Annotated in this window: 24 protein-coding genes and 3 pseudogenes; 9 read left to right on the forward strand and 18 right to left on the reverse strand. The window is 51.0% G+C overall.

Going from position 1 to position 23,328, the window contains the following annotated elements; all coding sequences use genetic code 11:
• Nucleotides 1–105 precede the first annotated feature (105 nt).
• Nucleotides 106–1,259: pseudogene (locus tag L1P05_RS17380) on the reverse strand (IS3 family transposase).
• Between the two features lie 394 nt (nucleotides 1,260–1,653).
• On the opposite strand from L1P05_RS17380, the gene L1P05_RS17385 reads away from it, so the two are divergent.
• Nucleotides 1,654–2,310, forward strand: coding sequence for a quinolone resistance pentapeptide repeat protein QnrS1 (locus L1P05_RS17385; protein WP_001516695.1), 657 nt, complete (start codon nucleotides 1,654–1,656; stop codon nucleotides 2,308–2,310).
• 318 nt (nucleotides 2,311–2,628) lie between these two features.
• On the opposite strand, the pseudogene L1P05_RS17390 reads toward L1P05_RS17385, so the two are convergent.
• Together L1P05_RS17390 and L1P05_RS17395 are read right to left on the reverse strand one after the other, a co-directional pair.
• Nucleotides 2,629–3,150, reverse strand: a pseudogene (locus L1P05_RS17390) (recombinase family protein); the annotation flags it as partial.
• Nucleotides 3,151–3,199: 49 nt separating this feature from the next.
• Nucleotides 3,200–3,904, reverse strand: coding sequence for an IS6-like element IS26 family transposase (locus tag L1P05_RS17395; RefSeq protein ID WP_001067855.1), 705 nt, complete (start codon nucleotides 3,902–3,904; stop codon nucleotides 3,200–3,202).
• A gap of 65 nt (nucleotides 3,905–3,969) precedes the next feature.
• On the opposite strand from L1P05_RS17395, the pseudogene L1P05_RS17400 reads away from it, so the two are divergent.
• Nucleotides 3,970–4,467: pseudogene (locus L1P05_RS17400) on the forward strand (Tn3 family transposase); the annotation flags it as partial.
• 9 nt (nucleotides 4,468–4,476) lie between these two features.
• Here the strand turns inward: L1P05_RS17400 and L1P05_RS17405 are convergent.
• Genes L1P05_RS17405 through L1P05_RS17420 form a run of 4 tightly spaced genes read right to left on the reverse strand, consistent with a single transcriptional unit; the run spans nucleotide 4,477 to nucleotide 10,025 of the window.
• The gene (locus L1P05_RS17405; RefSeq protein WP_012561167.1) at nucleotides 4,477–4,842 is read right to left on the reverse strand and encodes a DUF6710 family protein; all 366 of its coding nucleotides are present in this window, start codon (nucleotides 4,840–4,842) and stop codon (nucleotides 4,477–4,479) included.
• Nucleotides 4,842–8,078: a MobF family relaxase gene (gene mobF / locus L1P05_RS17410; protein ID WP_012561166.1), complete on the reverse strand. Its 3,237-nt coding sequence runs from the start codon at nucleotides 8,076–8,078 to the stop codon at nucleotides 4,842–4,844. The genes L1P05_RS17405 and mobF overlap by 1 nt, the downstream gene beginning before the upstream one ends.
• Nucleotides 8,078–9,607: a type IV secretion system DNA-binding domain-containing protein gene (locus L1P05_RS17415; RefSeq protein ID WP_000342688.1), complete on the reverse strand. Its 1,530-nt coding sequence runs from the start codon at nucleotides 9,605–9,607 to the stop codon at nucleotides 8,078–8,080. Before L1P05_RS17415 ends, mobF begins: the two co-directional genes overlap by 1 nt.
• 1 nt (nucleotide 9,608) lies before the next feature.
• Nucleotides 9,609–10,025 carry a hypothetical protein gene (locus tag L1P05_RS17420; protein WP_001749975.1) on the reverse strand — a complete coding sequence of 139 codons (417 nt, stop codon included), beginning with the start codon at nucleotides 10,023–10,025 and terminating at the stop codon, nucleotides 9,609–9,611.
• Nucleotides 10,026–10,515: 490 nt separating this feature from the next.
• Between L1P05_RS17420 and stbA the strand changes: the two genes are divergently transcribed.
• The 4 genes from stbA (at nucleotide 10,516) to L1P05_RS17440 (ending at nucleotide 12,556) form a co-directional block, all read left to right on the forward strand.
• Nucleotides 10,516–10,935, forward strand: coding sequence for a plasmid stabilization protein StbA (gene stbA / locus L1P05_RS17425; RefSeq protein WP_001749974.1), 420 nt, complete (start codon nucleotides 10,516–10,518; stop codon nucleotides 10,933–10,935).
• A gap of 8 nt (nucleotides 10,936–10,943) precedes the next feature.
• Complete coding sequence (gene stbB, locus L1P05_RS17430; RefSeq protein WP_001749973.1) at nucleotides 10,944–11,660, forward strand: StbB family protein; 717 nt, start codon at nucleotides 10,944–10,946, stop codon at nucleotides 11,658–11,660.
• Nucleotide 11,661: 1 nt separating this feature from the next.
• Nucleotides 11,662–12,030: a plasmid stabilization protein StbC gene (gene stbC / locus L1P05_RS17435; RefSeq protein ID WP_000414913.1), complete on the forward strand. Its 369-nt coding sequence runs from the start codon at nucleotides 11,662–11,664 to the stop codon at nucleotides 12,028–12,030.
• Between the two features lie 181 nt (nucleotides 12,031–12,211).
• Nucleotides 12,212–12,556 carry a hypothetical protein gene (locus L1P05_RS17440; RefSeq protein ID WP_000999874.1) on the forward strand — a complete coding sequence of 115 codons (345 nt, stop codon included), beginning with the start codon at nucleotides 12,212–12,214 and terminating at the stop codon, nucleotides 12,554–12,556.
• A 110-nt stretch (nucleotides 12,557–12,666) separates the two neighbouring features.
• Here L1P05_RS17440 and ccgAII read toward each other — a convergent pair whose 3' ends face one another.
• The 10 genes from ccgAII to ardB form a co-directional block, all read right to left on the reverse strand.
• Nucleotides 12,667–12,987 (reverse strand): protein CcgAII, encoded by a 321-nt coding sequence (ccgAII, locus tag L1P05_RS17445; protein WP_001749971.1) that lies wholly within the window; start codon nucleotides 12,985–12,987, stop codon nucleotides 12,667–12,669.
• Nucleotides 12,988–13,041: 54 nt separating this feature from the next.
• The gene (gene ccgAI / locus L1P05_RS17450; RefSeq protein WP_000214483.1) at nucleotides 13,042–13,221 is read right to left on the reverse strand and encodes a protein CcgAI; all 180 of its coding nucleotides are present in this window, start codon (nucleotides 13,219–13,221) and stop codon (nucleotides 13,042–13,044) included.
• A 725-nt stretch (nucleotides 13,222–13,946) separates the two neighbouring features.
• Nucleotides 13,947–14,456 (reverse strand): antirestriction protein ArdA, encoded by a 510-nt coding sequence (locus L1P05_RS17455; RefSeq protein ID WP_000129958.1) that lies wholly within the window; start codon nucleotides 14,454–14,456, stop codon nucleotides 13,947–13,949.
• Between the two features lie 1,345 nt (nucleotides 14,457–15,801).
• Nucleotides 15,802–16,134: a hypothetical protein gene (locus L1P05_RS17460; protein ID WP_012561126.1), complete on the reverse strand. Its 333-nt coding sequence runs from the start codon at nucleotides 16,132–16,134 to the stop codon at nucleotides 15,802–15,804.
• A gap of 205 nt (nucleotides 16,135–16,339) precedes the next feature.
• On the reverse strand, nucleotides 16,340–16,624 hold the full coding sequence (ccgC, locus tag L1P05_RS17465) for a protein CcgC (protein WP_001750002.1): 285 nt from the start codon (nucleotides 16,622–16,624) through the stop codon (nucleotides 16,340–16,342).
• A gap of 68 nt (nucleotides 16,625–16,692) precedes the next feature.
• Entirely contained in the window at nucleotides 16,693–16,893 is a 201-nt protein-coding gene (locus L1P05_RS17470; protein ID WP_020319888.1) for a hypothetical protein, read from the reverse strand.
• Nucleotides 16,894–17,047: 154 nt separating this feature from the next.
• On the reverse strand, nucleotides 17,048–17,344 hold the full coding sequence (ccgD, locus tag L1P05_RS17475) for a protein CcgD (protein ID WP_000545925.1): 297 nt from the start codon (nucleotides 17,342–17,344) through the stop codon (nucleotides 17,048–17,050).
• A gap of 882 nt (nucleotides 17,345–18,226) precedes the next feature.
• On the reverse strand, nucleotides 18,227–18,466 hold the full coding sequence (locus L1P05_RS17480) for a hypothetical protein (protein ID WP_000932975.1): 240 nt from the start codon (nucleotides 18,464–18,466) through the stop codon (nucleotides 18,227–18,229).
• 9 nt (nucleotides 18,467–18,475) lie between these two features.
• Nucleotides 18,476–18,880: an antirestriction protein ArdAB regulator ArdR gene (gene ardR, locus L1P05_RS17485; protein ID WP_000881513.1), complete on the reverse strand. Its 405-nt coding sequence runs from the start codon at nucleotides 18,878–18,880 to the stop codon at nucleotides 18,476–18,478.
• Nucleotides 18,881–18,937: 57 nt separating this feature from the next.
• A complete protein-coding gene (ardB, locus tag L1P05_RS17490; protein WP_000447669.1) occupies nucleotides 18,938–19,363 on the reverse strand; it encodes an antirestriction protein ArdB in 426 nt (141 codons plus the stop codon).
• A 414-nt stretch (nucleotides 19,364–19,777) separates the two neighbouring features.
• Here ardB and mucA point away from each other — a divergent pair, with 414 nt between their 5' ends.
• From mucA to L1P05_RS17505, 3 genes are all read left to right on the forward strand, one after another.
• A complete protein-coding gene (gene mucA / locus L1P05_RS17495) occupies nucleotides 19,778–20,218 on the forward strand; it encodes a translesion error-prone DNA polymerase V autoproteolytic subunit MucA (protein ID WP_000861760.1) in 441 nt (146 codons plus the stop codon).
• On the forward strand, nucleotides 20,206–21,471 hold the full coding sequence (gene mucB / locus L1P05_RS17500; RefSeq protein ID WP_001749980.1) for a translesion error-prone DNA polymerase V subunit MucB: 1,266 nt from the start codon (nucleotides 20,206–20,208) through the stop codon (nucleotides 21,469–21,471). The genes mucA and mucB overlap by 13 nt, the downstream gene beginning before the upstream one ends.
• A 150-nt stretch (nucleotides 21,472–21,621) precedes the next feature.
• Nucleotides 21,622–22,413 (forward strand): SprT-like domain-containing protein, encoded by a 792-nt coding sequence (locus L1P05_RS17505; protein ID WP_001452808.1) that lies wholly within the window; start codon nucleotides 21,622–21,624, stop codon nucleotides 22,411–22,413.
• A gap of 14 nt (nucleotides 22,414–22,427) precedes the next feature.
• Here L1P05_RS17505 and ardK read toward each other — a convergent pair whose 3' ends face one another.
• On the reverse strand, nucleotides 22,428–22,769 hold the full coding sequence (gene ardK, locus L1P05_RS17510; RefSeq protein ID WP_000057569.1) for an antirestriction protein ArdAB regulator ArdK: 342 nt from the start codon (nucleotides 22,767–22,769) through the stop codon (nucleotides 22,428–22,430).
• Between the last annotated feature and the right edge of the window lie 559 nt (nucleotides 22,770–23,328).

Raw genomic sequence — 23,328 nt, forward strand, 5'->3', positions numbered from 1 at the left:
ACTTCATTTTTAATTTAAAAGGATCTAGGTGAAGATCCTTTTTGATAATCTCATGACCAAAATCCCTTAACGTGAGTTTTCGTTCCACTGAGCGTCAGACCCCTCTTACGGTTGCGATAACTTCCTGCGTATATATTCCCGTGGTGAGCGATATCCCAGTGCACTATGCGGATGATGTTCGTTGTAATGACTGAACGCCACCGCCAGATTCATCACCGCTGCCTCGCTGTCCGGTTTCGGCATGATGCTGATGTAGTCCCGTTTTATCGTCATCACGAAGCTTTCTGCTATGCCATTGCTTTCCGGGCTTCGCACTGCTGTCGTACAAGGCTCCAGTCCCAGCAACCGGGCGAACGCCGGCACTGTTGGCAACTGCCTTCCGAAGCGTTTTTCCACCGCACCCAGCATGACATCCTGCACCGTTTCTTTGTCATAGCCTCCGGTGCTCGCTGCCCAGTCAATGATCTCCCTGTCGCAGCAGTCCTGCGCGAAGGTCACCCGCAGCTTTTCGCCATTATCACAGCGGAACTCAAAGCCATCTGAGCACCAGCGCCGGTTACTTTCCGCTACTGCTACGCGCCCCTTATGGGCCCGCTTACGGCAAGGATCAGCGGGTTTACGTTCAAGAAGCAGATTATGCGTTCTCATAATGCGATACACCCGCTTTGCATTAACCACAGGCAGGCCGTCCCGCTCCGACTCCCGTCGCAGCAGCGCCCACACACGGCGATAACCATACGTCGGCAGGTCAGCCACCGCCATGTTTATCCGGGACAATACGGTGGTATCGTCAGAACGGGGCTGCCGTCTGCGATCCTGTCAGTCAGATGGCCGGTGAACCCGAATGCTCAACTGCGCACGCGACACGCCAAGACTTCTGCAAACGTCGCTTATTCGTCGTTCCCAGGCAACGAGGGCGCATGCGCAATCCATTTTTTTGCCCGGCCGAACTCCACGGCCTCTTTGAGTATCTCGGCTTCCATCGTCTTTTTGCCCAGAAGGCGCTGGAGTTCGCGAATTTGCTTATTGGCGGCAGCGAGTTCGGAGGCCGGCACCACTTCCTCGCCCGATGCAACAGCCGTCAGTGAACCGTCTTAATATTGCTTGCGCCATTTGAATATCTGGTTTGCATTGATGCCATGCAGGCGCGCGACATGAGACACGGTCATACCGGGCTCCATAGTCTGCTGAATAATGGCAATTTTTTCCTGCGGTGTACGACGCCGACGCCGCTCAGGTCCTGATAACACTTCAACCATCTTATCGTTCTGACTGGTATTAAACATAGTTCCAAGACTACCTCTTATTTTAAGAGAGTCGAAGTGTCTGGTGATCTATGGGCCCAGTCTAGCCCTCTTCCAAGTGTAGGGAGATATAGTCAAAGTTTGCTTCTCCGCCGATGAGTCCGCCCTGCGTCGGATAGTCCGATTTTTTACCGGCGAAGCACGGCTCTCCTAACCCTATCTAAAGCGAATAACTTTTTTCAACAGGGCCGCGTGCCAATGCAAGAGCGATAGGCGCTCTACGCGCCAATTTGACCACTTAAAACAGGTAAATTGAGGGGTTGTAATGTGTTGATGTAACAGGCTTTTATTTTAATGTCTTGGCATATGTATAATGGTAGTCTAGCCCTCCTTTCAACAAGGAGTACTCATGGAAACCTACAATCATACATATCGGCACCACAACTTTTCACATAAAGACTTAAGTGATCTCACCTTCACCGCTTGCACATTCATTCGCAGCGACTTTCGACGTGCTAACTTGCGTGATACGACATTCGTCAACTGCAAGTTCATTGAACAGGGTGATATCGAAGGCTGCCACTTTGATGTCGCAGATCTTCGTGATGCAAGTTTCCAACAATGCCAACTTGCGATGGCAAACTTCAGTAATGCCAATTGCTACGGTATAGAGTTCCGTGCGTGTGATTTAAAAGGTGCCAACTTTTCCCGAACAAACTTTGCCCATCAAGTGAGTAATCGTATGTACTTTTGCTCAGCATTTATTTCTGGATGTAATCTTTCCTATGCCAATATGGAGAGGGTTTGTTTAGAAAAATGTGAGTTGTTTGAAAATCGCTGGATAGGAACGAACCTAGCGGGTGCATCACTGAAAGAGTCAGACTTAAGTCGAGGTGTTTTTTCCGAAGATGTCTGGGGGCAATTTAGCCTACAGGGTGCCAATTTATGCCACGCCGAACTCGACGGTTTAGATCCCCGCAAAGTCGATACATCAGGTATCAAAATTGCAGCCTGGCAGCAAGAACTGATTCTCGAAGCACTGGGTATTGTTGTTTATCCTGACTAATTGCTTTGATGTGTGATTTTAAACGCTCAAATTTATAAAACGAATAATATTGTCAACCTTGCAATAATAGACATAGGGACAACCATGTATAAATTTTTACCCTCAGGCGTCTTCACAATAGAGCCATATAGCAGTGGGTCACTTAGTGGGCTTAATTTTTCCATTAAAGATAATATTAATATTGCTCAGTATAAAACATCATATGGTAGCCCATCTTGGCAAGTAAACATAAGGCTGCCATTTATAAGGCACTGTTGCAAAAATGTGGAGGTGATAGGGGTACTACGCCGGAACCCCAGATTTTTCCGTCCGTTCAAATTATCCACGGTTGAACAGCTTGATCCCGTCCGCCCGCAGTTGACCAACAGGGGAAATATGCCTGTACAAAGTTTGCCGGGTTATCCCAAGTTCCTGGCATAGCGTACTGACCTTTGTTTCTGATTGTCCCATTGATGCCATTGCCAGTCGCAGTTTGACTGGCGTCATTTTATAAGGTCGGCCGCCGTTCCGCCCACGGGCTCTTGCTGATGCCAGACCTGCAGTCGTTCTTTCAGCAATCAGTTCGCGCTCAAACTCCGCCAGTGCGGCAAAGATACCGAAGACAAGCTTGCCAGCGGCCGTTGTTGTGTCGATAGTCGCCCCGTGACCGGTCAGCACTTTCAGACCGGTCCCCCTCGCGGTCAGGTCGTGCACTGTATTAATGAGATGACGAAGATCACGACCGAGGCGGTCCAGCTTCCATACGACCAGCGTGTCTCCGGGTCGTAGTGCTTTCAGACAGGCTGTAAGTCCAGGACGCTCTTCTCGTTTGCCCGATGCCCGGTCCTCATAAAAATGGGCACTGTTGCAAAGTTAGCGATGAGGCAGCCTTTTGTCTTATTCAAAGGCCTTACATTTCAAAAACTCTGCTTACCAGGCGCATTTCGCCCAGGGGATCACCATAATAAAATGCTGAGGCCTGGCCTTTGCGTAGTGCACGCATCACCTCAATACCTTTGATGGTGGCGTAAGCCGTCTTCATGGATTTAAATCCCAGCGTGGCGCCGATTATCCGTTTCAGTTTGCCATGATCGCATTCAATCACGTTGTTCCGGTACTTAATCTGTCGGTGTTCAACGTCAGACGGGCACCGGCCTTCGCGTTTGAGCAGAGCAAGCGCGCGACCATAGGCGGGCGCTTTATCCGTGTTGATGAATCGCGGGATCTGCCACTTCTTCACGTTGTTGAGGATTTTACCCAGAAACCGGTATGCAGCTTTGCTGTTACGACGGGAGGAGAGATAAAAATCGACAGTGCGGCCCCGGCTGTCGACGGCCCGGTACAGATACGCCCAGCGGCCATTGACCTTCACGTAGGTTTCATCCATGTGCCACGGGCAAAGATCGGAAGGGTTACGCCAGTACCAGCGCAGCCGTTTTTCCATTTCAGGCGCATAACGCTGAACCCAGCGGTAAATCGTGGAGTGATCGACATTCACTCCGCGTTCAGCCAGCATCTCCTGCAGCTCACGGTAACTGATGCCGTATTTGCAGTACCAGCGTACGGCCCACAGAATGATGTCACGCTGAAAATGCCGGCCTTTGAATGGGTTCATGTGCAGCTCCATCAGCAAAAGGGGATGATAAGTTTATCACCACCGACTATTTGCAACAGTGCCCAGTCCACGCCTCAGAACTTGTGGGCTCGCTTTTAAAAAGTTCCCGTCCGTCAGGGCTGGCGCAGGCGATTATGGAGGTGGGACGGGTCAACAAGACGCTGTACCTCCTCAACTACATTGATGATGAAGAATATCGTCGCAGGATACTGACTCAGCTTAACCGGGGAGAAGGCCGTCACGCCGTGGCAAGGGCGATCTGTTACGGCCAACGTGGTGAGATTAGAAAACGTTACCGTGAGGGGCAGGAGGATCAACTGGGTGCGCTGGGGCTTGTCACTAACGCAGTTGTATTGTGGAACACGCTTTATATGCAGGAAGCGCTATCACATTTGCGCAGCGCTGGTGAGATCCCGGAAGACGAGCATATCTCACGCCTGTCGCCACTGATGTACGGTCATATCAACATGCTGGGACATTATACGTTCACGCTGCCGGAAAATATTCTGAAGGGAGAGTTGAGGCCATTAAATTTCAATTCAAACAATGAATTATTGCCTTAACGTGGTTTTTTACACGATTGAACCTCGAACCCCTATATCGGCTAAAGCACTCCGGTAGCTTGATTCACCCCACGGCCACGGCAGGATCTTGGCCGTCGCAAGCGCCAGGGGAAAATCTTCAGCTGCAAGCCTGAGTGATTTCATGTGCGTGTAATCCATCGCCCAGATGATTTTTGTGAAGAAGAACTCGCGCTCGTTCATGTCCGGGCGCGCGTCCTGGCCCTCCGTGCCAACGGCCAGCAAGTAATCGGCCTGAATTGGCAGTATCAGCGCGCGTAGTAAGTCATGGATCGCCGGTTGCGGCAGTCTGCGCGCCAGATTAATTACCCGGTCGAACTTCAGTTTATCCTGCTTGCGCTTGTCGGTCTGCTCCATCAGATTTCATGGCCCCCTTCTTCATGCTCATGCTCATGGGTGTGTTCTTTTCCGGTATGGCTCTGTTCCGCCTGAGACGTCTGCGGCATGGCGTAATCGTCGTAAATGCTGCTGTCAAAGTCGTAGTCTGATGCTTCGGCATAATGCTCGTAATCGGCATACTCCTGCGCGCTCCACTGCTGATCGTCGGCAGCAGCATAATCATGGGCCAGTTCTGCATCATTTTGCTGTGCTTCATGACGCCGCAGGCCAACGGAATCATCCATAGGGTTCTGCTTAAGATGAAAGGCGTCCTCTGCGTTGCTCACCGGCTGATAATCAGTGCCGGTTGTCATGTTATGTTCATCGGGTTTCTGGTTAAACGCCATGCTTTCCCCCGTGGCTTCTGGCAGACCTTTTTCAGCTGATCGGGTTTCTAAACTGGTATCGCGGCCAATATCCTTAAACCTGGCCTCAAGCCCAAAGAAACGGTCAATTTCTGCGGCCGTGGTTTTCGGGCTGTCGCGGCTCACGCTCGATGCCAAAGATTTTTTATCGTCGGTAAAAATTTCCACCTCATGACGCGCACGCGAAATACCAACATAAAAAACGTCCTTAGAAGTGGTAAGCGATTTGGTATCTATGTTGAACAACACGCGATCACAGGTAAGCCCCTGGGATTTGTGGACGGTGGTTGCATAAGCATAGGAAAGATAAGAAGCCTGTTTTTTGTCCAGCTCAACCGTGCGCCCTTTTTTGTCCTCAAGCGTCAGTTTTTCACCCTCCACGGTTTTCACCGTGAAGCGGTCGCCGTTGGCAACGTCCAGCGTTTTATCGTTACGCGTTACCATGACCTTATCGCCCGGCGCCAGTTCGGCGCTGACTGCCTGGTATACAGACAGCTTGGTGTGTGTACGCGGGCTGAAAGCGATCTGCTCACCGCTGCTGCTTTCAACCGTCAATTTGTTGCCCGGCCCGGTATCAAGAACCTGGTAAGACTCGCCCCGCTTCATACCATTTTTGTAATCCTGTTCGGGGATAATGATTTGCCCTTTACTGAAATAACGGCTGTCGCGGCGTTCCGCCTGTGTCGAATCCACGCGGTCAAGTAGCGTGAACGTTTCGCCGGTTCCGGCAAGCCCCAGATTGCCCCGGATGTAGTCATTGAGGGTTTTGCGTGAGGCGTTCGTACCAGAGATTATCAGGGTGGCATCCTGTTGTTCTGAGGACAGAGACAGGTAGCGATCGGCAAGTTGAGCGAGTCGGGGCGCTTCTTCCTTCAGTTCGTTCACGCCGGTGATATTTTTCAGGGCGCGCGCGGCATTACCTTCAGCGGCATACTTAACCGCCTCAAGCAAAACTTCATTCTTCTGTCGCTGAATGTCTTTCATGTAGCTGGTCTGCATACCTGCTTTAATCAGCTGCTCAAAAGGCTTACCGGCTTCTACCGCTTTCGTCTGTGACGTATCCCCCAGGAATACCGCGCGAGCGTTATGCTTCTCGATCACCTCCATCAGCTGTTTCATCTGCCGGGCGGGTATAACCCCGGCTTCATCAATGAATACGACTGATTTTTCATCCAGCTTTTTATCCTTCGCTTTGAGGAAGGCGGCAACGGTGCGGGCCGGTAATCCATCATCTTCAAGCGCTTTTTTCTGTGTCCCATAGGGGGCCAGCGCCGTGACCTTCAGCCCTTGTGACTCCAGCAGCTCTTTAGCGGCCATCGTCATATAGCTTTTACCGGTACCGGCGTAACCATGTGCGGCCACAAAACGATCTTTGCTCGTCACAATTTCTGTAACTGCGCGCATCTGCTCATTCTTGAGGGTTTTCCCGGCGAGCAGCTGGCCTGCAATCTCTGCGGTCAGCTGTCGCGGCATCTGCCCCCGGCCGCGTGATTCGATAGTCAGAATGGAACGCTCAAGGCGAATACCCTCCACGGTAGTGACGCGGTGGCTGGTCTTTTTAAGCCTGCCGTTTTTAATACCATCATCTACCGCAAAACGGGCTTTATCCGCACGCATCCCGCTATTCGTCAGCGAGTCGATCCACTCTTTGCGCGTCAGAGTTTCGGCCATAACTGAAGCACCGACCTTCAGCGTTGATTGATACCGGGCTTCGCCCTCGATGATGGCGCCCTTCTGTACCGCCTTCAGGTACGCTTTTTCAACATCGGCCATTGTGGCATGGCCCAGCACCTGCTTATTAGCGATCTGAATCAGCTTCTGGCGTTCAAAGCTGGCATCGCGCTCTGACAGCGACTTAACTGCAAACTGGATAGCCCGGTCAGCTTTAACCTCAGGGCTGGTAAAATCCGGGGCCATGTTGCGCGCAATATCAGCCTCCAGAGGTTTACCGTGTCCCTGCCATTCACGGTTATCAAAATCAATGCCTAGCGTTTTGGCGCGGCTGGCCCATTCCTGGTGAATTTCTTCACGGGAATGCTCTGTTTTCTTTTCACGCGTCGCCATCGAGACGCGGCTTTTCGTCTGAGCATCGGCGGTTTCCCGCGTCAGGCCCATTGCAGCGAGTCCCTTTTCAATTTGCTCCGACCGGCGGGAAAAAGCGCGAATCTGTTCGTCTGAAAAATGGGCCATATCGAACGTGTTATTTTTGCTGTTGTAACGCAGCTCATAACCGGCTTTGGTCAACTCCAGCGCCAGCTCCTGTTTGTAAACATCGCCCAGGTGCATTTTGTTACGCATCAGCTCATCATTTTTGAGCGCGCGCCACTGGCCGTCCTCGCGCTGGGTCATGTTCATGACAAAAGCGTGGGTGTGCAAATCAGGATCTAGCGCCCTGGACGTTTCGTGGCGAAAAGTAGCGACGACAAGGTTATTGGTATTCTGGGTTACTGATTTCCCCTGGCGAGTCGTCCGGGCCTGCGCGAGTTTTTCAGCTTCACGCACAGCAGCGGCAACAGCTTTTTCATGAGCCTCGATAATGGTTTTATCGCCGTGTATCAGCGCCTGCATGGATACCCCTTTAGGCGCTGAAAACGTCAGGTCGTAGCCCAGACGCTCTTTTTTGGCATCACCCACGTGTCGCTGCATATGCGTGAAGGTATCTATCTCTCCGACAAGCAGCTCTTTAAACCGGGCTGATTCAACGTCCCCGGATAAGCCGAGGGCTTCAGCTCCGGTTCCCTGCCAGGACGTGAATGATGAATCCTTACTGTAGTAATCATCCTTTGCATCAGAGTAGTAGCCCACAACGCTAGTGACGTTCTGGCGGGTAATCGTGGTTATATCAAGCATCAGATCTCCCTCAGTTCAATGCCAGGAACAGGGTTTTTGCGATGGTATTTAACGTGTTTAGCCTTGAACTTAGCGACGGGCATATCACCAGGCAACGCCAGATAGCCGGTGAGGTTTGGCAACATTGATATTTCGGTAGGCGTTACGGCACGAACAACTTTAACGTCGCGGCGTTTACGGACAATCCAGGGCTTCTGAGGATCGGATTCTTTACGCTCAACTTCGCCTTCTATCTCACCGAGTGAGCGCGACATTTGATCCAACGTTTCATCACCGAGACGGCTGCCGCCCAGCACGATGTTAGAACGCATGTTAGCCAGAATTGTCTGAGCCATATCCCGACCATAAACCTTAACCAGCTGAGAATAGGTTTGATAGCCAGCATAAACACACAGACCGCTTTTACGCCCTTTGGTCAGTGCATCGTTGAGGTTTGGCAGAAACTGGAGTGATTCCAGCTCGTCAATAAATACATTAATGCGGCTTTCTTTTTCACCCATACCCAGCACGATAGAAAAAATCGAATCCAGCCAGCAGGAAATTAGCGGATTAAGTGACCTTTTCATTTCTTCCTGCCAGGTGATAAACAGGGTTCCCGGCTTTCCATCATCAAGCCAGTCACGCAGGGAAAAATTACCTTCCGGCATTTTCAAATGTGGGGCAAGATTCTTACTGAGAACAAATCGCGCGCTTCCAACTGCTTTTTCAGACCCGGAAAAAATAGCTTCGGCAGGCGTCCCCATTAAAAATTCTTTTAATTTTTTCTGGTCAACGTTACAGGCCCAGTGAATAACTTCTTCCATAGTTACTGTGCTATATAGGCTGTGAAGTTTTTTCGAAACTTCACTAAAAATAAGACGGCCATAGCCGAACCATTCTTCAGTAGCCATATCAGGGCTTTCCTGAACAATAGAGTTCACTAAGCGCTCGTAATCATATGAACGGCGAATTTCATTGAAAAACACCCAGCCTTCAGTGCGTTTATCATAGGCGTTTAAAATAACATCGCCGGGACGATAGAAATTCTTTAAGAAGCCCCCATTTGGATCTAAAGCAATATTTTTGCCGCCTCTAATGATGCTCTTAAATAACAGTTCATTGAAAATTGTGGTTTTACCAGTACCGGTTGTACCGGCAATCGAAAAATGCAAGTTCTCAGCGTATGTAGGTATGGGGATATTAGCCACGGTTAACTGGTTGACACCTCTTTCGCGTGTTTTATCAGCGAGTGTTCTGGCGCGAACAAGCTCTGTACCACGATAAATCTTTTTGAATCTTTCGCCTTTAAACACGCGTGATTTATCATAAATGATAAAAGCGATCAGACCGCCAACACCAATAAACCAGCCAGCAATTAAAGCTGACCATAAAGGCCATAGCGAAAAAGTATTCTTAACCAGATACGGAATCAGGTATTTAGCCGTGGATGGATCAATACCGTAGGTAAATTTTGCAACTAGAAACCATACCATCACTGGAGGCAAAGTAATTGCAAATAAAAATGCTAAGCCTCTTTCTCTATCGTCCATTTCAGCGCTCCTTTTTTGGTTCCCAGACTTTGTAGCCGTTACGTTCAACCTCTGCTTTTGCCGCTTTGGTTTTGCCCGGTTCTGCTATCGAGCGCAGGAGGATTAGCGTTTCAATAGCGAGTGATTCATGCAACATCATCTGTCCTGCCGGTGGGAATTTTACGCCAGATAGCGTTTCGGTTATTGCCTTCAGCTCATCGCGCAGTGGGCCAAAATCCGCATCTGAAGCACGGTCAAAAAGATAATCCAGTTTGCGATTTACGTCGCTCAGCCGGTCGGCAACTATTTTCAACCCGGACTCCCGATCACCTGGGCCAGCTTCAATGCAGCGCCGCAGATAATCTGACCGATTACCTCCTGAAACCAGGTCTATATAGGCCAAAAGTTCATCTGATACTTTTGCGGTTATTATTGGCATTCAGTCCTCACATTGTGCATTTTTTAAACAAAAAATTGGGATCTAACAAGCTGAAATCTTAGTATTACCAAAGTAATAAAGCAAACTCATTATAAAACAATGAGTTATTGGGTGTTTTTAATACCTAATTATTACCGAATATTGTTGCTATTTATTTTTTTATCTTTTAAATCAGTATGATAGCGTGATTTATCGCGCTGCGTTAGGTGTATAGCAGGTTAAGGGATAAAAAATCATCTTTTTTGGTAGGGGCGATCTACGTAGGTTAAGGACTAACTGGCTAAAAAGCGTTCAATATTCCGTATTCATGCTTGCATGAATACCAGTACAACAAAAGTACATCAAAATTACATCAAAATTACATCACTTGAAGGTTGACAGTACAACAAAATTACATCATTCTTTGGTCATGAGGTAGCCAGTACAACAAAAGTACATCAAAAGTACATCAAAATTACATCAAAATTACATCATTCTAAATGAGGGTACTATGAAGCCCAAAAGTATCAGGGCGGCACTTCAGTTGATGTTGCCGGAAATAGAAGAAATGCTGTCACTGGGAGTTTCCAGGGAGGAAATTTATAAGGCAGTTTCTGAACGCTTCGGCCTGGAAGGTGTGAACGTTCGTAGCTTTGATACGTCCCTATATAGAGCGCGGCAAATCCGGAAAAATGGAATGCACAATACACATGAAAGGATGCCGAACAATGATGATAGTGTATTGCACAATACACAAAAAGGAGGTAGCGAGAAAGGTGCAGAGGAAAGTGTATTGCACAATACACAAACGCCGCCTGAGCCTGAACCGCAAGGAAGTGAAAAAAAAGAAAGTCCCGGCATTATTGATAAAGAGTTCTTCAATAAAATCAGTGAAGATTTCGACCCTAAGATGTTCAATAAAAAATTCTGAGGTGATTTATGAAAGTAGCGGTAATTAATTACAGTGGCAGCGTTGGTAAAACCTTAATTTCATCCTACCTGTTAGCCCCGCGTCTGACTGGAGCAAAATTCTATGCGGTTGAAACTATCAACCAGTCTGCTTCCGATCTGGGGATTGAGAATGTTTCCATTTTTAAAGGTGATGACTTTTCACGGTTGATTGAAGATATTGTTTTTGAAGATGCCGGGATTATTGATATTGGTGCGTCAAACGTAGAAGCGTTCCTGATGGCAATGTCCCGCTTTGACAGTGGCGCGAATGAATTTGATAAGTATGTAATCCCGGTTACGCCTGATAATAAGGCCATTGATGAAAGCCTGAAAACAGCACATACGTTAAGTAAGGCAGGTGTAAGCAGCGATAAAATCATCTTTGTTCCAAACCGCATTAGTCCAGATAGTGAAGTAGAGGATGTACTGGCGCCGGTATTTGAATTTGTCAAACGAACGAAAGTTGGCAAAATCAGCAAGAAATCTGTTATTTATAACAGTGAAGTTTTCGAATATCTCGCGTATCACCGTATCTCATTCGAAGCATTGACCGCTGAAGATCCAGAAGAATTTAAAGCCCGCGCTAAACAAACAACGGATGCTGACGAGCGCAAAAAACTGGCCCGCCGTTATACCTACATGAAACAGGCAATTCCTGTTAAAGCTAATCTCGATAAAGCATATGCGGCTTTAATGGGAGAATAAAATGGAAAAGCAGCCAGATAAATTTGAAGTTCTGATGGATTGGTTTTTAGGTGACGCGAAGGAAATCACCGCAAGTCAGAAAGAAATGACTGAGATACTTTCTGCGCTTTCGGAAAAGCTGGCAAAAGACACCGAAAGTTTAGGAGAGACGGCAGACTCTCTTAAACGGACTTTAGTAGAAAACCAGCGTTCAATTAGCCTGGCAATTAGTGATGATGCTAAGGCGCGTGAGGAATTTCTGACGAAGTTCCGCCGCGCGCAGGCGTCCAGAGCTGAGACGTTAACCCGTCAGATCCTTTTTATTACAGCTGGCTGCACTATTGTGGGCGCCGCCGTGGGTGCCGCGATAGCCATAATTCTACTGAGATAATGTAAACCGGGCATGTCCCGGTTTTTTTTCAAGCGAAGCGCGGAGGCCGCAGGCCGGAGGCATTAGTGGCCGCCGCCCGAAGGGGCGAGACGCGTAGCGGCTCGATGCGCAGCACGGCAGAACGGCCCCGCAGGGGTAATGCCCGGTTTAATTCAACGTGACAGTCACGTGGAGGAAAAATATGAATGACCGACAGCGTGAACAAGCCCGTATTCGCCAGGCCCGGCGCCGCGCGCGACTCAAAGAGGAAGGCGCTAGCGTGACAGTCACGCTAACAAAACAGGAAGAAGCAATGTTACAGGAGCTTTGCCGGGTTCGTCGTCCAGGACGAACAGCCTATTCCACGAATGAGTTTTTCCAACTGCTGCTGATCCGAAACTGGCAACAGTGGCAGGAGCAAAAGGCGCAGCTGGGGAAATGCCAGGCTTGCGGAAAGCTGAAAGCGGAGGGAGGTTGCGGCGGCGAACGGCAGAGCGAAACCTTTAACTGCTGGCTAGCCGTCGAAGCAAACGAGCTTAATGTGTAGTGTATTGTGCTATACAGAAATTGCCAAAAGCAGCGCGGAGTAATAACTGAAACGGCCGCGCAGCGGAAAGAAAAAAGCCCGGTCAATCCGGGTTTTTTTCTTTCGGCGGCTCAGTAATCGTCTAGATCTCCGCAGCCCAGCGGGCAACAATTACGCTCAATACCGTGGCTGCAATAATCGTTTTCCCGATCCTGCCGGATTTCTTCCGCGATCTCGTCTTGGGTCAGATAGTCAAATTCACGCCGCGCTACCGCGATCAGTTCTTCCCGATACTCGGCCGGAACGCCAGCAAGATAGCCGTCAATAACCGCGCTCAGGCGGCGCTGATACAGTTCATAAATCAGGCCGCAGCGGGGCTGCTGTTCGCGCGCAAAACTCTCACACTGGCGACGAAAATCTTCAAGAGTCTGCTCAAGGGTTTGTGTGGTCATGTCGTTTGTCCTCGATCTTTCTGTTAAAGACCCGGCTTGGCCGGGTCGTCAGTGCTATTTAGTTTGTTGCAGCAGCTGGTCTAATTTTGCCGCCAGTGCATACGTCGATGTGAAAGCGCCTTGCAGGCGCTGATTAGGCAGCTGGTTGAACGCTTCGAGGCAGGCGCGCAGCAATAATTCTTTCTGAGATTCGACTTCTTTTTTCAGCTGGGAAGGGGTGGTAACAGTGGTCATGCTTACTCCTTAGTGATCCGATACCGGCAATTTTTCGGGTGGCGGTATTGCCTCCCGATGATTTAATTATCGGTGATTACGCCTTTAAAGTCAATACAAGTACGGAATTTATTTACATGTTTTTATGCCCGTCAGGGCATGGAAGGCGACCGCGCCGGACTCCACCGGACACCGGCCGCAAATCGCCGGAAACTGCGGGACTGACCGGAGCAACAGGCCAACCCCCTTCCTGCTAAGCCATAACCCAGCCCGCCGCCACGCAGCTGCCGCACGTCCCCCACGGGGGTGCGCAGTGGGCGCCGCGCGCCTGCGCGCGGGTACAGCGGCCCGCCTGCGGGTCGCGGCGCGCGTACTGCGAGTTAGCGGCCGCCGCGCGGCCGGTTACGGGGACACCGCACCGTCACGGCCAGCGCCCCGCTGAGCTGCACAATCCACGGATAACACAATAGCGCACTGGCAAAGGATGCCGACGCCTGAAGGGCGTTGGCACCCCGAAGGGGCGGGGCGAGACGGGAACCGGCTCGATGCGCAGCACAGCAGAGCGGCCCCGAAGGGGTAACGCCCTGTGTGGCATCAGGATTTAGCGCAATGGCAGAACATGAGCTGGAGAGATCACCGGCAAGCAGCAGCAAAGGGGCGGCGCAGCCGCCCAGATGGCTGTTTGCCGATACCGGCGATTAATTAGAGCGGTGTTTAATATCCCCCGCGTGGCGGGGGACTAGGTTTCAGCAAGTCATGTTAAATACGTGTCCGTCATGTAAACTGAAATCCCCAATAAACAGATCCCGCGCATAGGCTACGATGTCAAAATATCGGGCTACGGATTCAGGAATTTCATTCAGTAGACCGCTATCATTCAGGTATTCCTCTGCAAAAGTTTCTTCGTCCTTAGCTTCGCCCATATAGGCATCTCTAAACAGGTCGAAATCAGTGCTATTAAACAGATCAACAAAGGCCACAAACGCCGCTTCGTTTCCTTCCTCGCGGGCTTGTTTAAAGCCGTTAATAAAATCCCAGTTGATATGGCACTCTGACGCCATATCAGACGGAATACCCTCCCAATCCTGGAACATAAATTCTGGATCAGCCTCATTTGCGTGTAACTCGCGGCAGCGCTCGTAAAACTCCTCTGAGCTATCAAAATCGGTCAGATCGAGCCAGGCTCCCGCAATGCTTCCGCAGTTGTATTTATGGTAAGTGCCAACATAAACAGAAGGGGTCGTAATATCAGTCATGGTGTACTCCTTAAAGCGCCGATACCGGCAATTTTTCGGGCGGCGGTATTGCCTCCCGATGATTTAATTATCGGTGATTACGCCTTTAAAGTCAATACAAGTACGGAATTTATTTACATGTTTTTATGCCCGTCAGGGCATGGAAGGCGACCGCGCCGGACTCCACCGGACACCGGCCGCAAATCGCCGGAAACTGCGGGACTGACCGGAGCAACAGGCCAACCCCCTTCCTGCTAAGCCATAACCCAGCCCGCCGCCACGCAGCTGCCGCACGTCCCCACGGGGGTGCGCGCAGTGGGCGCCGCGCGCCTGCGCGCGGGTACAGCGGCCCGCCTGCGGGTCGCGGCGCCGTACTGCGAGTTAGCGGCCGCCGCGCGGCCGGTTACGGGGGACACCGCACCGTCACGGCCAGCGCCCCGCTGAGCTGCACAATCCACGGATAACACAATAGCGCACTGGCAAAGGATGCCGACGCCTGAAGGGCGTTGGCACCCCGAAGGGGCGGGGCGGCCGCTTGCGGCCGGGCGAGTCCGGCGCAGGGTGTGGCCTGCCAAGCGTAGCGCGGAGGCCGAAGGCCGGAGGCGTTAGCGGCCGCTGCCCGCGTAAGCGGGGCGAGACGGGAACCGGCTCGATGCGCAGCACAGCAGAGCGGCCCCGAAGGGGTAACGCCCTGTGTGGCATCAGGATTTAGCACAATGTCAGAACATAAACTGGAGAGATCACCGGCAAGCAGCTGCAAGGGCGGCACAGCCGCCCCGATGGCTGTTACTTGTCTTTGTCGCGTAGCACTTTGATTAGGCCGGTTACGGCCGTAATCAGAGCGGCCAGCGAGGTGATGATTTGCGGTAGGTTTTCGAGGATGGTAGAGGTCATATAGCACCTGTAGAGAAGTTGGCGGGGTGTCGTTTCCGACGGCCGCACTGTAACCGGGCGAATAAGGCAGGTTGTCAACAGCTTGAGCGAAGCGTCTGTTGACAACCTGCCGCGCCCGGTTTCACTGCGGTCATAGGCGGAACGACCCACGCCAACGGAACGGCTTTATGACCGGGCAGCTGAGATACCGGCGAACCTGGCTGGCGGCTGACGCCAGCCGCCAAGCGCCAGCGCGGAGGGCGAAGCCCGGAGGCCAAGCGGAGCGCGGAGGCCGAAGGCCGGAGGCGTTAGCCCGCTGCCCGCGTAAGCGGGCGAGACGGGAACCGGCTCGATGCGCAGCACAGCAGAGCGGCCCCGAAGGGGTAACGCCCGGAGTCTGCCGCTGTTTATCTCTCGTTCCATCTGAAATCGGCGGTAAGGCCATTAAAAGGGTCAGTTTATCAGGGGGCGTTAGCCCCCATGTTGTTAATCATCAGGCAATATCGTCTTTGTAGCAGGCATAACCGAAGCTAAGCTCTGTTTTCATATAGTGGCGGGCAAAGTCCCAGGCATCGTGGCCGAAGTCCTCATAATCTGCCAGGACGATTTCGCGGGCTTTGTGCCATTGCTGTACGGAAGAAAGCGGCAGAACAGGGCAGGGAAGCGACCAGTCAGTGACGGTGTTGCAGATCATATCTGCCAGACGCTCCAGGGAGCCGTAAACCAGCTCTGTGCGCAGATCCGCCACCATGCGTTGTTTACGCAGTGATGCCAGATAATCAATCTCTTTGGTTATATCAGAATTTAAGCGGGTCTGGTAATCCATGATGTACTCCTTTGCGCGCCGATACCGGCAATTTTGCGGGCGACGGTGTTGCCTCCCGATGATTTAATTATCGGTGATTATGTCCTCAAAGTCAATATAAGTACTGAATGTGCATACAAAATTTATATCTTGCAAAGCGTTCATAGAGTGCCTGAATCGCTTTCTGACAGCCTCAATAAAAAGGCGGGGATTACCCGCCTTTTTCTTACAGCTGCTTACGTGGCTTTTTACGCGTCATATACAACGGTATCGCGCAGTCTACCGCGTACAAAAAGCACGCCAGCGCGCCGCAACCGTACAGAAACGCAAGCGGCTTATTATCGAAGTAGCTGAAAACCCCTGTCGCCGCACACAGGCCCAGAACAGAGACGCAGGCGCAGGTGATCTGCACCAGATCCCTGTATCCCGCACGAACGATAAACCAGGGCAGGGCAAGCGCAGCGGCGCTAAAAATTAATGCGAGAGGGACAAAAACGAGATAGTGATACATGTGAACTCCTTGATGGTTGCCGATACCGGCGATTGTTCGGGCGGCGGTATTGCCACCCGATGATTTAATTAGAGGTTTTGCGCGTCCAGGAGATTGACCTGAGCCGGGGTAACGTGAAACTTTTCCCCTTTATGGATCACGTTATGCGGGGCGCTAATTTCATCACTGATAAAGCTAACCGGGTAACGTTTTTTACCGCAAATCCGCTCGCTAAACCACGCCACTTTTGCCGCTGGCCGATCCACTGGATGAACAATCACACCGGCCATGCTGCAACCCGTTGCGGGTCGTCCAGCGTAATGCTTACCGGGACTGTATCCCGGTAAAAAAACTTAACCGGCGGCACACCTGCCTGCGTAGCGGCTGCGACAACTGCAAGCCCGATAACCGCTATCCGATTAATAAGCATTTTATTCCCCTTACTCATGCTGATATCACCTTGCCAGCTGTTACCAGTTTACGAAATTCGCTTTCATGAATTTCACGCCCATGCTCAAGCGTTGAATACACGTTGCCGATAAGCCAGTTACCAGCCGTTTTTGTCTCGGTATACCACCATGCTTCTGTCAGAGTAAGCAGCGGTTCGCTATCCTCGCCCTTCTCATAGATCCAGATTTTAGTGACGTCTTTACCCGTTTCGTTGCTGCCCTGAATGGTAGGGTCAAAGGTATGTTCAATCTCTATATCGAAGTAACGCTGAAGGAAGTTAGTAAAGTGCATGACGACTCCTGTAAGCGCCGATACCGGCAATTTTTCGGGTGGCGGTGTTGCCTCCCGATGATTTAATTATCGGTGATTACGCCTTTAAAGTCAATACAAGTACGGAATTTATTTACATGTTTTTATGCCCGTCAGGGCATGGAAGGCGACCGCGCCGGACTCCACCGGACACCGGCCGCAAATCGCCGGAAACTGCGGGACTGACCGGAGCAACAGGCCAACCCCCTTCCTGCTAAGCCATAACCCAGCCCGCCGCCACGCAGCTGCCGCACGTCCCCCACGGGGGTGCAGTGGGCGCCGCGCGCCTGCGCGCGGGTACGGCGGCCCGCCTGCGGGTCGCGGCGCCGTACTGCGAGTTAGCGGCCGCCGCGCGGCCGGTTACGGGGGACACCGCACCGTCACGGCCAGCGCCCCACTGAGCTGCACAATCCACGGATAATGCAGGAGACGAATCATGATAGGAGGCTGAAGGGGAAATGAGCGGCAGCAGGGGAAGGGGTTGCCAAGCGGAGCGCGGAGGCCGCAGGCCGGAGGCGTCAGTGGCAGCTGCCCGCGTGAGCGGGGCGAGACGCGTAGCGGCTCGATGCGCAGCACAGCAGAACGGCCCCGGAGGGGTGACGTCCGGGGGTTCGCTTTTAAAGATTTTCGACCACATCAGTAAATCGTAGTGACACCATGAAGCAAAAGTATCGTGCAGACCAGAATCAACAACAGTAACAGCAGACCTTTTTTTCGACGTAATAAAACCGGCCCCAAAGCGCCCGCAAGAAGCACACTCAACACGATTTCCGTTATGCTAATCGTATTCATAATCTCTCACGTTTCCCTTTTTAGAACTCTGCCACACACGGATAAAACCTTATAACAAAGCAACAAAACCCGTTATTCAGACACGGTAATGCCTAGTTTTTTTGCCAGAATTTCAGATGACAAAGAAACCCTTATCGACTTCCCGGTTACAAGGTGAATGATTGTGGCTTCATGCCCTTCAACAGAGTGGGATATTAACTCACGCTGAATGATATGCGTCTCTCCATCATTTCCCGTCACGGCTATTAGGCTCTCTGTAGAACAGGGGTTGATACTACTAATGTTGGTGTTGTTTTCGGTTTTGTTCAGCATCGCTGATCCTCAAATATCGGTTTGTGTTACGTCTGCCGCTTTGCGCTGGATAAGCGACTTAAAGAAATCCGACGCCTTCAGAATATCGCTATCCTGGAAGTCGGGAAATGTCGCTTCTGTCAGCTCCTGCGCCGTACCTGCCCGTATAACGGTTTCATCGCGGATCATCGTTCGCTTAACGCCATCAGCCTGTTTTTTGCTGAAGGAGTGCCGGAAAATAATCGCGTATTGGCCGCCGCTATCCTGATGAACAGAAGTATCCCAGCGATGATTACCCTGTTTACGATAGTGGTGATAGATTTGCTGGCCGTAGCGCTCCTGATCGGAATTACGGTAATCGAACATTAACAGTTCCAAAAGCATTAACCGATCTGGCAATTGCCAGGCGGTAGGGTGTTGAAGTGTCGCTAACATAGTTTCCCCTGAGCGTGACAGTCACGATAAGGCGGGCTTTGCCCGCCTGGTTATCAGTTAATCAATGGCACGATAAATACGATTCTGGCTTTCGTTCTCCAGCGTATTAACGTACTCCCGCAACAGGTGATACCGGTTAGCCATCGTTTCGTTCAGTTCGGCTTTGCCTTCTTCATATGCCAGCCCGCAAAAGTAACTGTAGGCATACAGACAAACAATAATCCCTACTTCGCGCGCGCTGCATTCACCTTCAAAATAGTTAGGTAACGAGAGCCAAAGAGGTTGGGGCGCTTCCATAAAAAACGCGCCATTGCTGGCCTGAAGGTATTCCCAATACCCTCCCTGGTAGTCTTTAGCGTAACGATTCAGAAAGGACTGAATGAAGTGATCTGCGCTGAAGAAAGCGCCACGAAATGCCGCAGGCATGAAGTTCATGCGGGCGTTTTCAGAAATGTAGCGGGCGGTGATTTCGATAGTTTCCATGATACTTCCTCTTTAAGCCGATACCGGCGATGGTTAAGCGGCAGGCACATCACCTGCCACTTTTTAATTATCGTACAATGGGGCGTTAAAGTCAATACAAGTACGGATTATATTTACCTAATTTTATGCCCGTCAGAGCATGGAAGGCGACCTCGCCGGACTCCACCGGACACCGGGGGCAAATCGCCGGAAACTGCGGGACTGACCGGAGCGACAGGCCACCCCCCTCCCTGCTAGCCCGCCGCCACGCGGCCGGTTACAGGGGACACTGAGAAAGCAGAAAGCCAACAAACACTATATATAGCGTTCGTTGGCAGCTGAAGCAGCACTACATATAGTAGAGTACCTGTAAAACTTGCCAACCTGACCATAACAGCGATACTGTATAAGTAAACAGTGATTTGGAAGATCGCTATGAAGGTCGATATTTTTGAAAGCTCCGGCGCCAGCCGGGTACACAGCATCCCTTTTTATCTGCAAAGAATTTCTGCGGGGTTCCCCAGCCCGGCCCAGGGCTATGAAAAGCAGGAGTTAAACCTGCATGAGTATTGTGTTCGTCACCCTTCAGCAACTTACTTCCTGCGGGTTTCTGGCTCGTCAATGGAAGATGGCCGCATCCATGATGGTGACGTACTGGTTGTGGATCGCTCGCTGACGGCCAGCCACGGCTCAATCGTAGTCGCCTGCATCCATAATGAATTTACCGTGAAGCGGCTACTGCTGAGGCCCAGACCCTGCCTGATGCCGATGAACAAAGATTTTCCTGTGTACTACATTGACCCGGATAATGAGAGCGTTGAAATCTGGGGAGTGGTTACGCATTCCCTTATCGAGCATCCGGTATGTTTGCGCTGATTGATGTCAATGGCATGTACGCCAGCTGTGAGCAGGCATTTAGGCCAGATCTGGCAAACCGAGCAGTGGCCGTTTTATCCAACAATGACGGCAACATTGTGGCCCGTAATTACCTGGCGAAGAAAGCGGGCCTGAAAATGGGCGATCCGTACTTCAAAGTCAGACCCATAATCGAGCGTCATAACATCGCTATTTTTAGCTCTAATTACACTCTCTATGCCTCCATGTCGGCCCGGTTCGCGGCCGTAGTTGAGTCCCTTGCAAGCCACGTCGAACAGTATTCAATCGACGAGCTTTTTGTTGACTGCAAAGGGATAACGGCCGCCATGAGCCTTGACGCTTTCGGGCGCCAACTGCGCGAGGAAGTCAGGCGACACACAACGCTGGTATGCGGGGTCGGTATTGCCCGTACTAAGACGCTGGCGAAGCTGTGTAACCACGCTGCAAAAACATGGCCCGCTACTGGCGGGGTGGTTGCTCTGGACGATGGCGCCAGACTGAAGAAATTAATGAGCATCCTGCCGGTTGCGGAAGTCTGGGGCGTCGGCCATCGTACAGAGAAAGCACTCGCCACAATGGGGATCAAAACGGTGCTGGATTTAGCCAGGGCAGATACGCGCCTAATCCGTAAGACGTTTGGTGTTGTGCTTGAAAGAACGGTACGGGAGCTACGCGGCGAGGCTTGCTTCAGCCTGGAAGAAAACCCTCCGGCGAAGCAGCAGATTGTTGTATCGCGCTCATTCGGCCAACGCGTAGTAGCCCTGGCGGATATGCAGCAGGCGATCACCGGATTTGCAGCGCGCGCAGCTGAAAAACTGCGTAATGAGCGGCAATACTGCCGCGTCATAAGCGTCTTTATCCGCACCAGTCCTTATTCAGTGCGTGATACACAGTATGCCAATCAGGCAACCGAAAAACTGACGGTGGCAACCCAGGACAGCCGCACGATAATTCAGGCGGCACAAGCCGCGCTGGCGCGGATCTGGCGGGAAGATATTGCGTATGCAAAAGCAGGGATCATGCTGGCCGATTTCAGCGGAAAGGAGGCCCAGCTGGATTTATTCGACTCTGCTACGCCTTCAGCTGGCAGCGAGGCGTTAATGGCTGTTCTCGATGGCATAAACCGGCGTGGCAAGAGCCAGCTGTTTTTTGCAGGCCAGGGCATCGATAACTCCTTTGCCATGCGCCGTCAGATGTTGTCACCTGATTACACGACAGACTGGCGCTCGATACCAACAGCAACCATCAAATAATTACCGGCGCCGCACGCGGGCCGGTCAACCCCTCAACCGGCCGAAACGAGTTTCGGCGCGGTTTCGCGGTTTTCGGTAAAAGGCGTTTCATCTGTATAAAAGATCAGCTAAATTATGTGTATTGCACAATACATATATGTGAGGTTAACAGTGAATTTGCCTACGCCCGAAACCTACGATGAACTTCAGAGAGCCTACGATTTTTTTAATGAGAAGCTATTCAGCAACGAGCTGCCGCCATGCCTGATAACGTTGCAGCGTGAGAAGCGAACGTATGGCTATTGTTCCTTTAAGCGTTTCGTCGGCCGTGAGAGTGGGTACACGGTAGACGAGATCGCTATGAATCCGGTGTATTTCTCGATCAGAACCATAAAGGCCACGCTTTCAACACTGGTGCATGAGATGGTTCATCAGTGGCAATTCCATTTTGGCGAGCCTGGCCGCCGTGGCTATCACAACAAACAGTGGGCGGCCCGGATGGAACGGGTAGGACTAATGCCTTCTGATACCGGCGAACCGGGAGGCAGGAAAGTGGGCCAGAGCATGACCCATTATATTATTGCCGGTGGCCCTTTCGATATGGCCTGTGATGAACTGCTGACAGGCCATTTCCGGCTTTCCTGGATGGACAGGTTTCCGCCTTACCAGCCTAAGCCTGGCGCTGTGCTAAGCCCTACAGGAAAAGGCTATATTGACGACGAGGAAGATGATAGCGAACACGAACAGGAGGTGGAGGAAGGGCGCGACCCGGTTGAACTCGACGACGAGATCATAGAGGCCATGCGATTTGTAACCCCGCCGCCTGAAGCGCCGGTGAACAAAACAAACCGGGAAAAGTACAGCTGCCCGGTGTGTCATATCAATCTCTGGGGTAAACCGGGGATAGTGGTTTACTGTGGTGGCGAGCACTGTAATAAAGCCGCGTTAGTAGTCTTAAAATAAAGTCCTTTCGGACTTTATTTTTTTTCCATTTCCGAGGTCGTGATGTTATTAATGCTGTACTTCGCGGCTTCTTTTAAAACAGTTTCAGCAAGGCTTGCTGGTATCCAGACCTGAACTAATTTTAATGGTTCGCCGTTCTCGGCTTTAAGAGTGGTGTTCTGGTACAAATCCCAGATTCGCTTAACGGTGCTGGAAATGTTTTGCTTGGAACGGCCTACTCGCGTGGCTACGTCTGATGATTTCTCACCTTTGACAAGCACGGAATAGCCAATATCTGTTGTGATGTGTGCAAAGGAAGCCATTTGCGGCAGCAGCTGTTTCCATTCTGTTTCTGAAATTCTGTTTTTCTGAGCCATCTGTGGCGCCTCCGTAGTTTTGGTTACAGAAAGGATATACTCAGAATAAACTGGGGTCAATACAAGTACGATTTTTATAAACTTTATTTTATTTGAGGGTGAGGCCCGGTGCGGCAGCAGCGCGGGCCTCGATGGTGCCGCGAAGGTGCTGGCGCCATGCTTGGATTAAAACATGAACCGTGAAGAACTGCGAAACTTGTTTTCGCGGTTCTGAGGGGTTGACCGAGCCGCGAAGCGGCGCTGGTAAGCGATGATATGCACATATCCACAGGCATATTTTTAAAAGGTATTTTATAGATTTTTTATCTTTTTAAAGTCTTTTAGAGCTATATAACTCATTGATTTAAAATCATAAATAAGTGTTATCTCTGGGAATCCGCCCACCTTGTTATGGGAATTGGCCCACCTATCTATGGGAAACACCCCACCTTACTATGGGAATTAGCCCACCTTGTTATGGGAATTGGCCCACCTTAGACGAAACTGTAAAAAATGTATTTACTTGTTTGAACTTTGTGGTAGTGTGGAGAGTAATTTTTAACCCACAAAGGCAAGGCTC

Origin of the sequence: Edwardsiella piscicida (genome assembly GCF_021733145.1) — a bacterium.
Lineage (GTDB): Bacteria > Pseudomonadota > Gammaproteobacteria > Enterobacterales > Enterobacteriaceae > Edwardsiella > Edwardsiella piscicida.

Excerpts from the sequence above, each read along its gene's own strand:
- L1P05_RS17420 (WP_001749975.1), bottom strand. The coding sequence starts at position 10,025 with ATGCCAATAATAACCGCAAAAGTATCAGATGAACTTTTGGCCTATATA.
- ccgC (WP_001750002.1), bottom strand. The coding sequence starts at position 16,624 with ATGTATCACTATCTCGTTTTTGTCCCTCTCGCATTAATTTTTAGCGCC.
- L1P05_RS17480 (WP_000932975.1), bottom strand. The coding sequence starts at position 18,466 with ATGCTGAACAAAACCGAAAACAACACCAACATTAGTAGTATCAACCCC.
- L1P05_RS17460 (WP_012561126.1), bottom strand. The coding sequence starts at position 16,134 with ATGGATTACCAGACCCGCTTAAATTCTGATATAACCAAAGAGATTGAT.
- mucB (WP_001749980.1), top strand. The coding sequence starts at position 20,206 with ATGTTTGCGCTGATTGATGTCAATGGCATGTACGCCAGCTGTGAGCAG.
- stbB (WP_001749973.1), top strand. The coding sequence starts at position 10,944 with ATGAAAGTAGCGGTAATTAATTACAGTGGCAGCGTTGGTAAAACCTTA.
- ccgAII (WP_001749971.1), bottom strand. The coding sequence starts at position 12,987 with ATGACCACACAAACCCTTGAGCAGACTCTTGAAGATTTTCGTCGCCAG.
- ardB (WP_000447669.1), bottom strand. The coding sequence starts at position 19,363 with ATGGAAACTATCGAAATCACCGCCCGCTACATTTCTGAAAACGCCCGC.
- L1P05_RS17405 (WP_012561167.1), bottom strand. The coding sequence starts at position 4,842 with ATGGAGCAGACCGACAAGCGCAAGCAGGATAAACTGAAGTTCGACCGG.
- ardK (WP_000057569.1), bottom strand. The coding sequence starts at position 22,769 with ATGGCTCAGAAAAACAGAATTTCAGAAACAGAATGGAAACAGCTGCTG.
- stbC (WP_000414913.1), top strand. The coding sequence starts at position 11,662 with ATGGAAAAGCAGCCAGATAAATTTGAAGTTCTGATGGATTGGTTTTTA.
- L1P05_RS17415 (WP_000342688.1), bottom strand. The coding sequence starts at position 9,607 with ATGGACGATAGAGAAAGAGGCTTAGCATTTTTATTTGCAATTACTTTG.
- mucA (WP_000861760.1), top strand. The coding sequence starts at position 19,778 with ATGAAGGTCGATATTTTTGAAAGCTCCGGCGCCAGCCGGGTACACAGC.
- ardR (WP_000881513.1), bottom strand. The coding sequence starts at position 18,880 with ATGTTAGCGACACTTCAACACCCTACCGCCTGGCAATTGCCAGATCGG.
- L1P05_RS17395 (WP_001067855.1), bottom strand. The coding sequence starts at position 3,904 with ATGAACCCATTCAAAGGCCGGCATTTTCAGCGTGACATCATTCTGTGG.
- mobF (WP_012561166.1), bottom strand. The coding sequence starts at position 8,078 with ATGCTTGATATAACCACGATTACCCGCCAGAACGTCACTAGCGTTGTG.
- stbA (WP_001749974.1), top strand. The coding sequence starts at position 10,516 with ATGAAGCCCAAAAGTATCAGGGCGGCACTTCAGTTGATGTTGCCGGAA.
- L1P05_RS17470 (WP_020319888.1), bottom strand. The coding sequence starts at position 16,893 with ATGGCCGGTGTGATTGTTCATCCAGTGGATCGGCCAGCGGCAAAAGTG.
- ccgD (WP_000545925.1), bottom strand. The coding sequence starts at position 17,344 with ATGCACTTTACTAACTTCCTTCAGCGTTACTTCGATATAGAGATTGAA.
- L1P05_RS17385 (WP_001516695.1), top strand. The coding sequence starts at position 1,654 with ATGGAAACCTACAATCATACATATCGGCACCACAACTTTTCACATAAA.
- L1P05_RS17455 (WP_000129958.1), bottom strand. The coding sequence starts at position 14,456 with ATGACTGATATTACGACCCCTTCTGTTTATGTTGGCACTTACCATAAA.
- L1P05_RS17440 (WP_000999874.1), top strand. The coding sequence starts at position 12,212 with ATGAATGACCGACAGCGTGAACAAGCCCGTATTCGCCAGGCCCGGCGC.
- ccgAI (WP_000214483.1), bottom strand. The coding sequence starts at position 13,221 with ATGACCACTGTTACCACCCCTTCCCAGCTGAAAAAAGAAGTCGAATCT.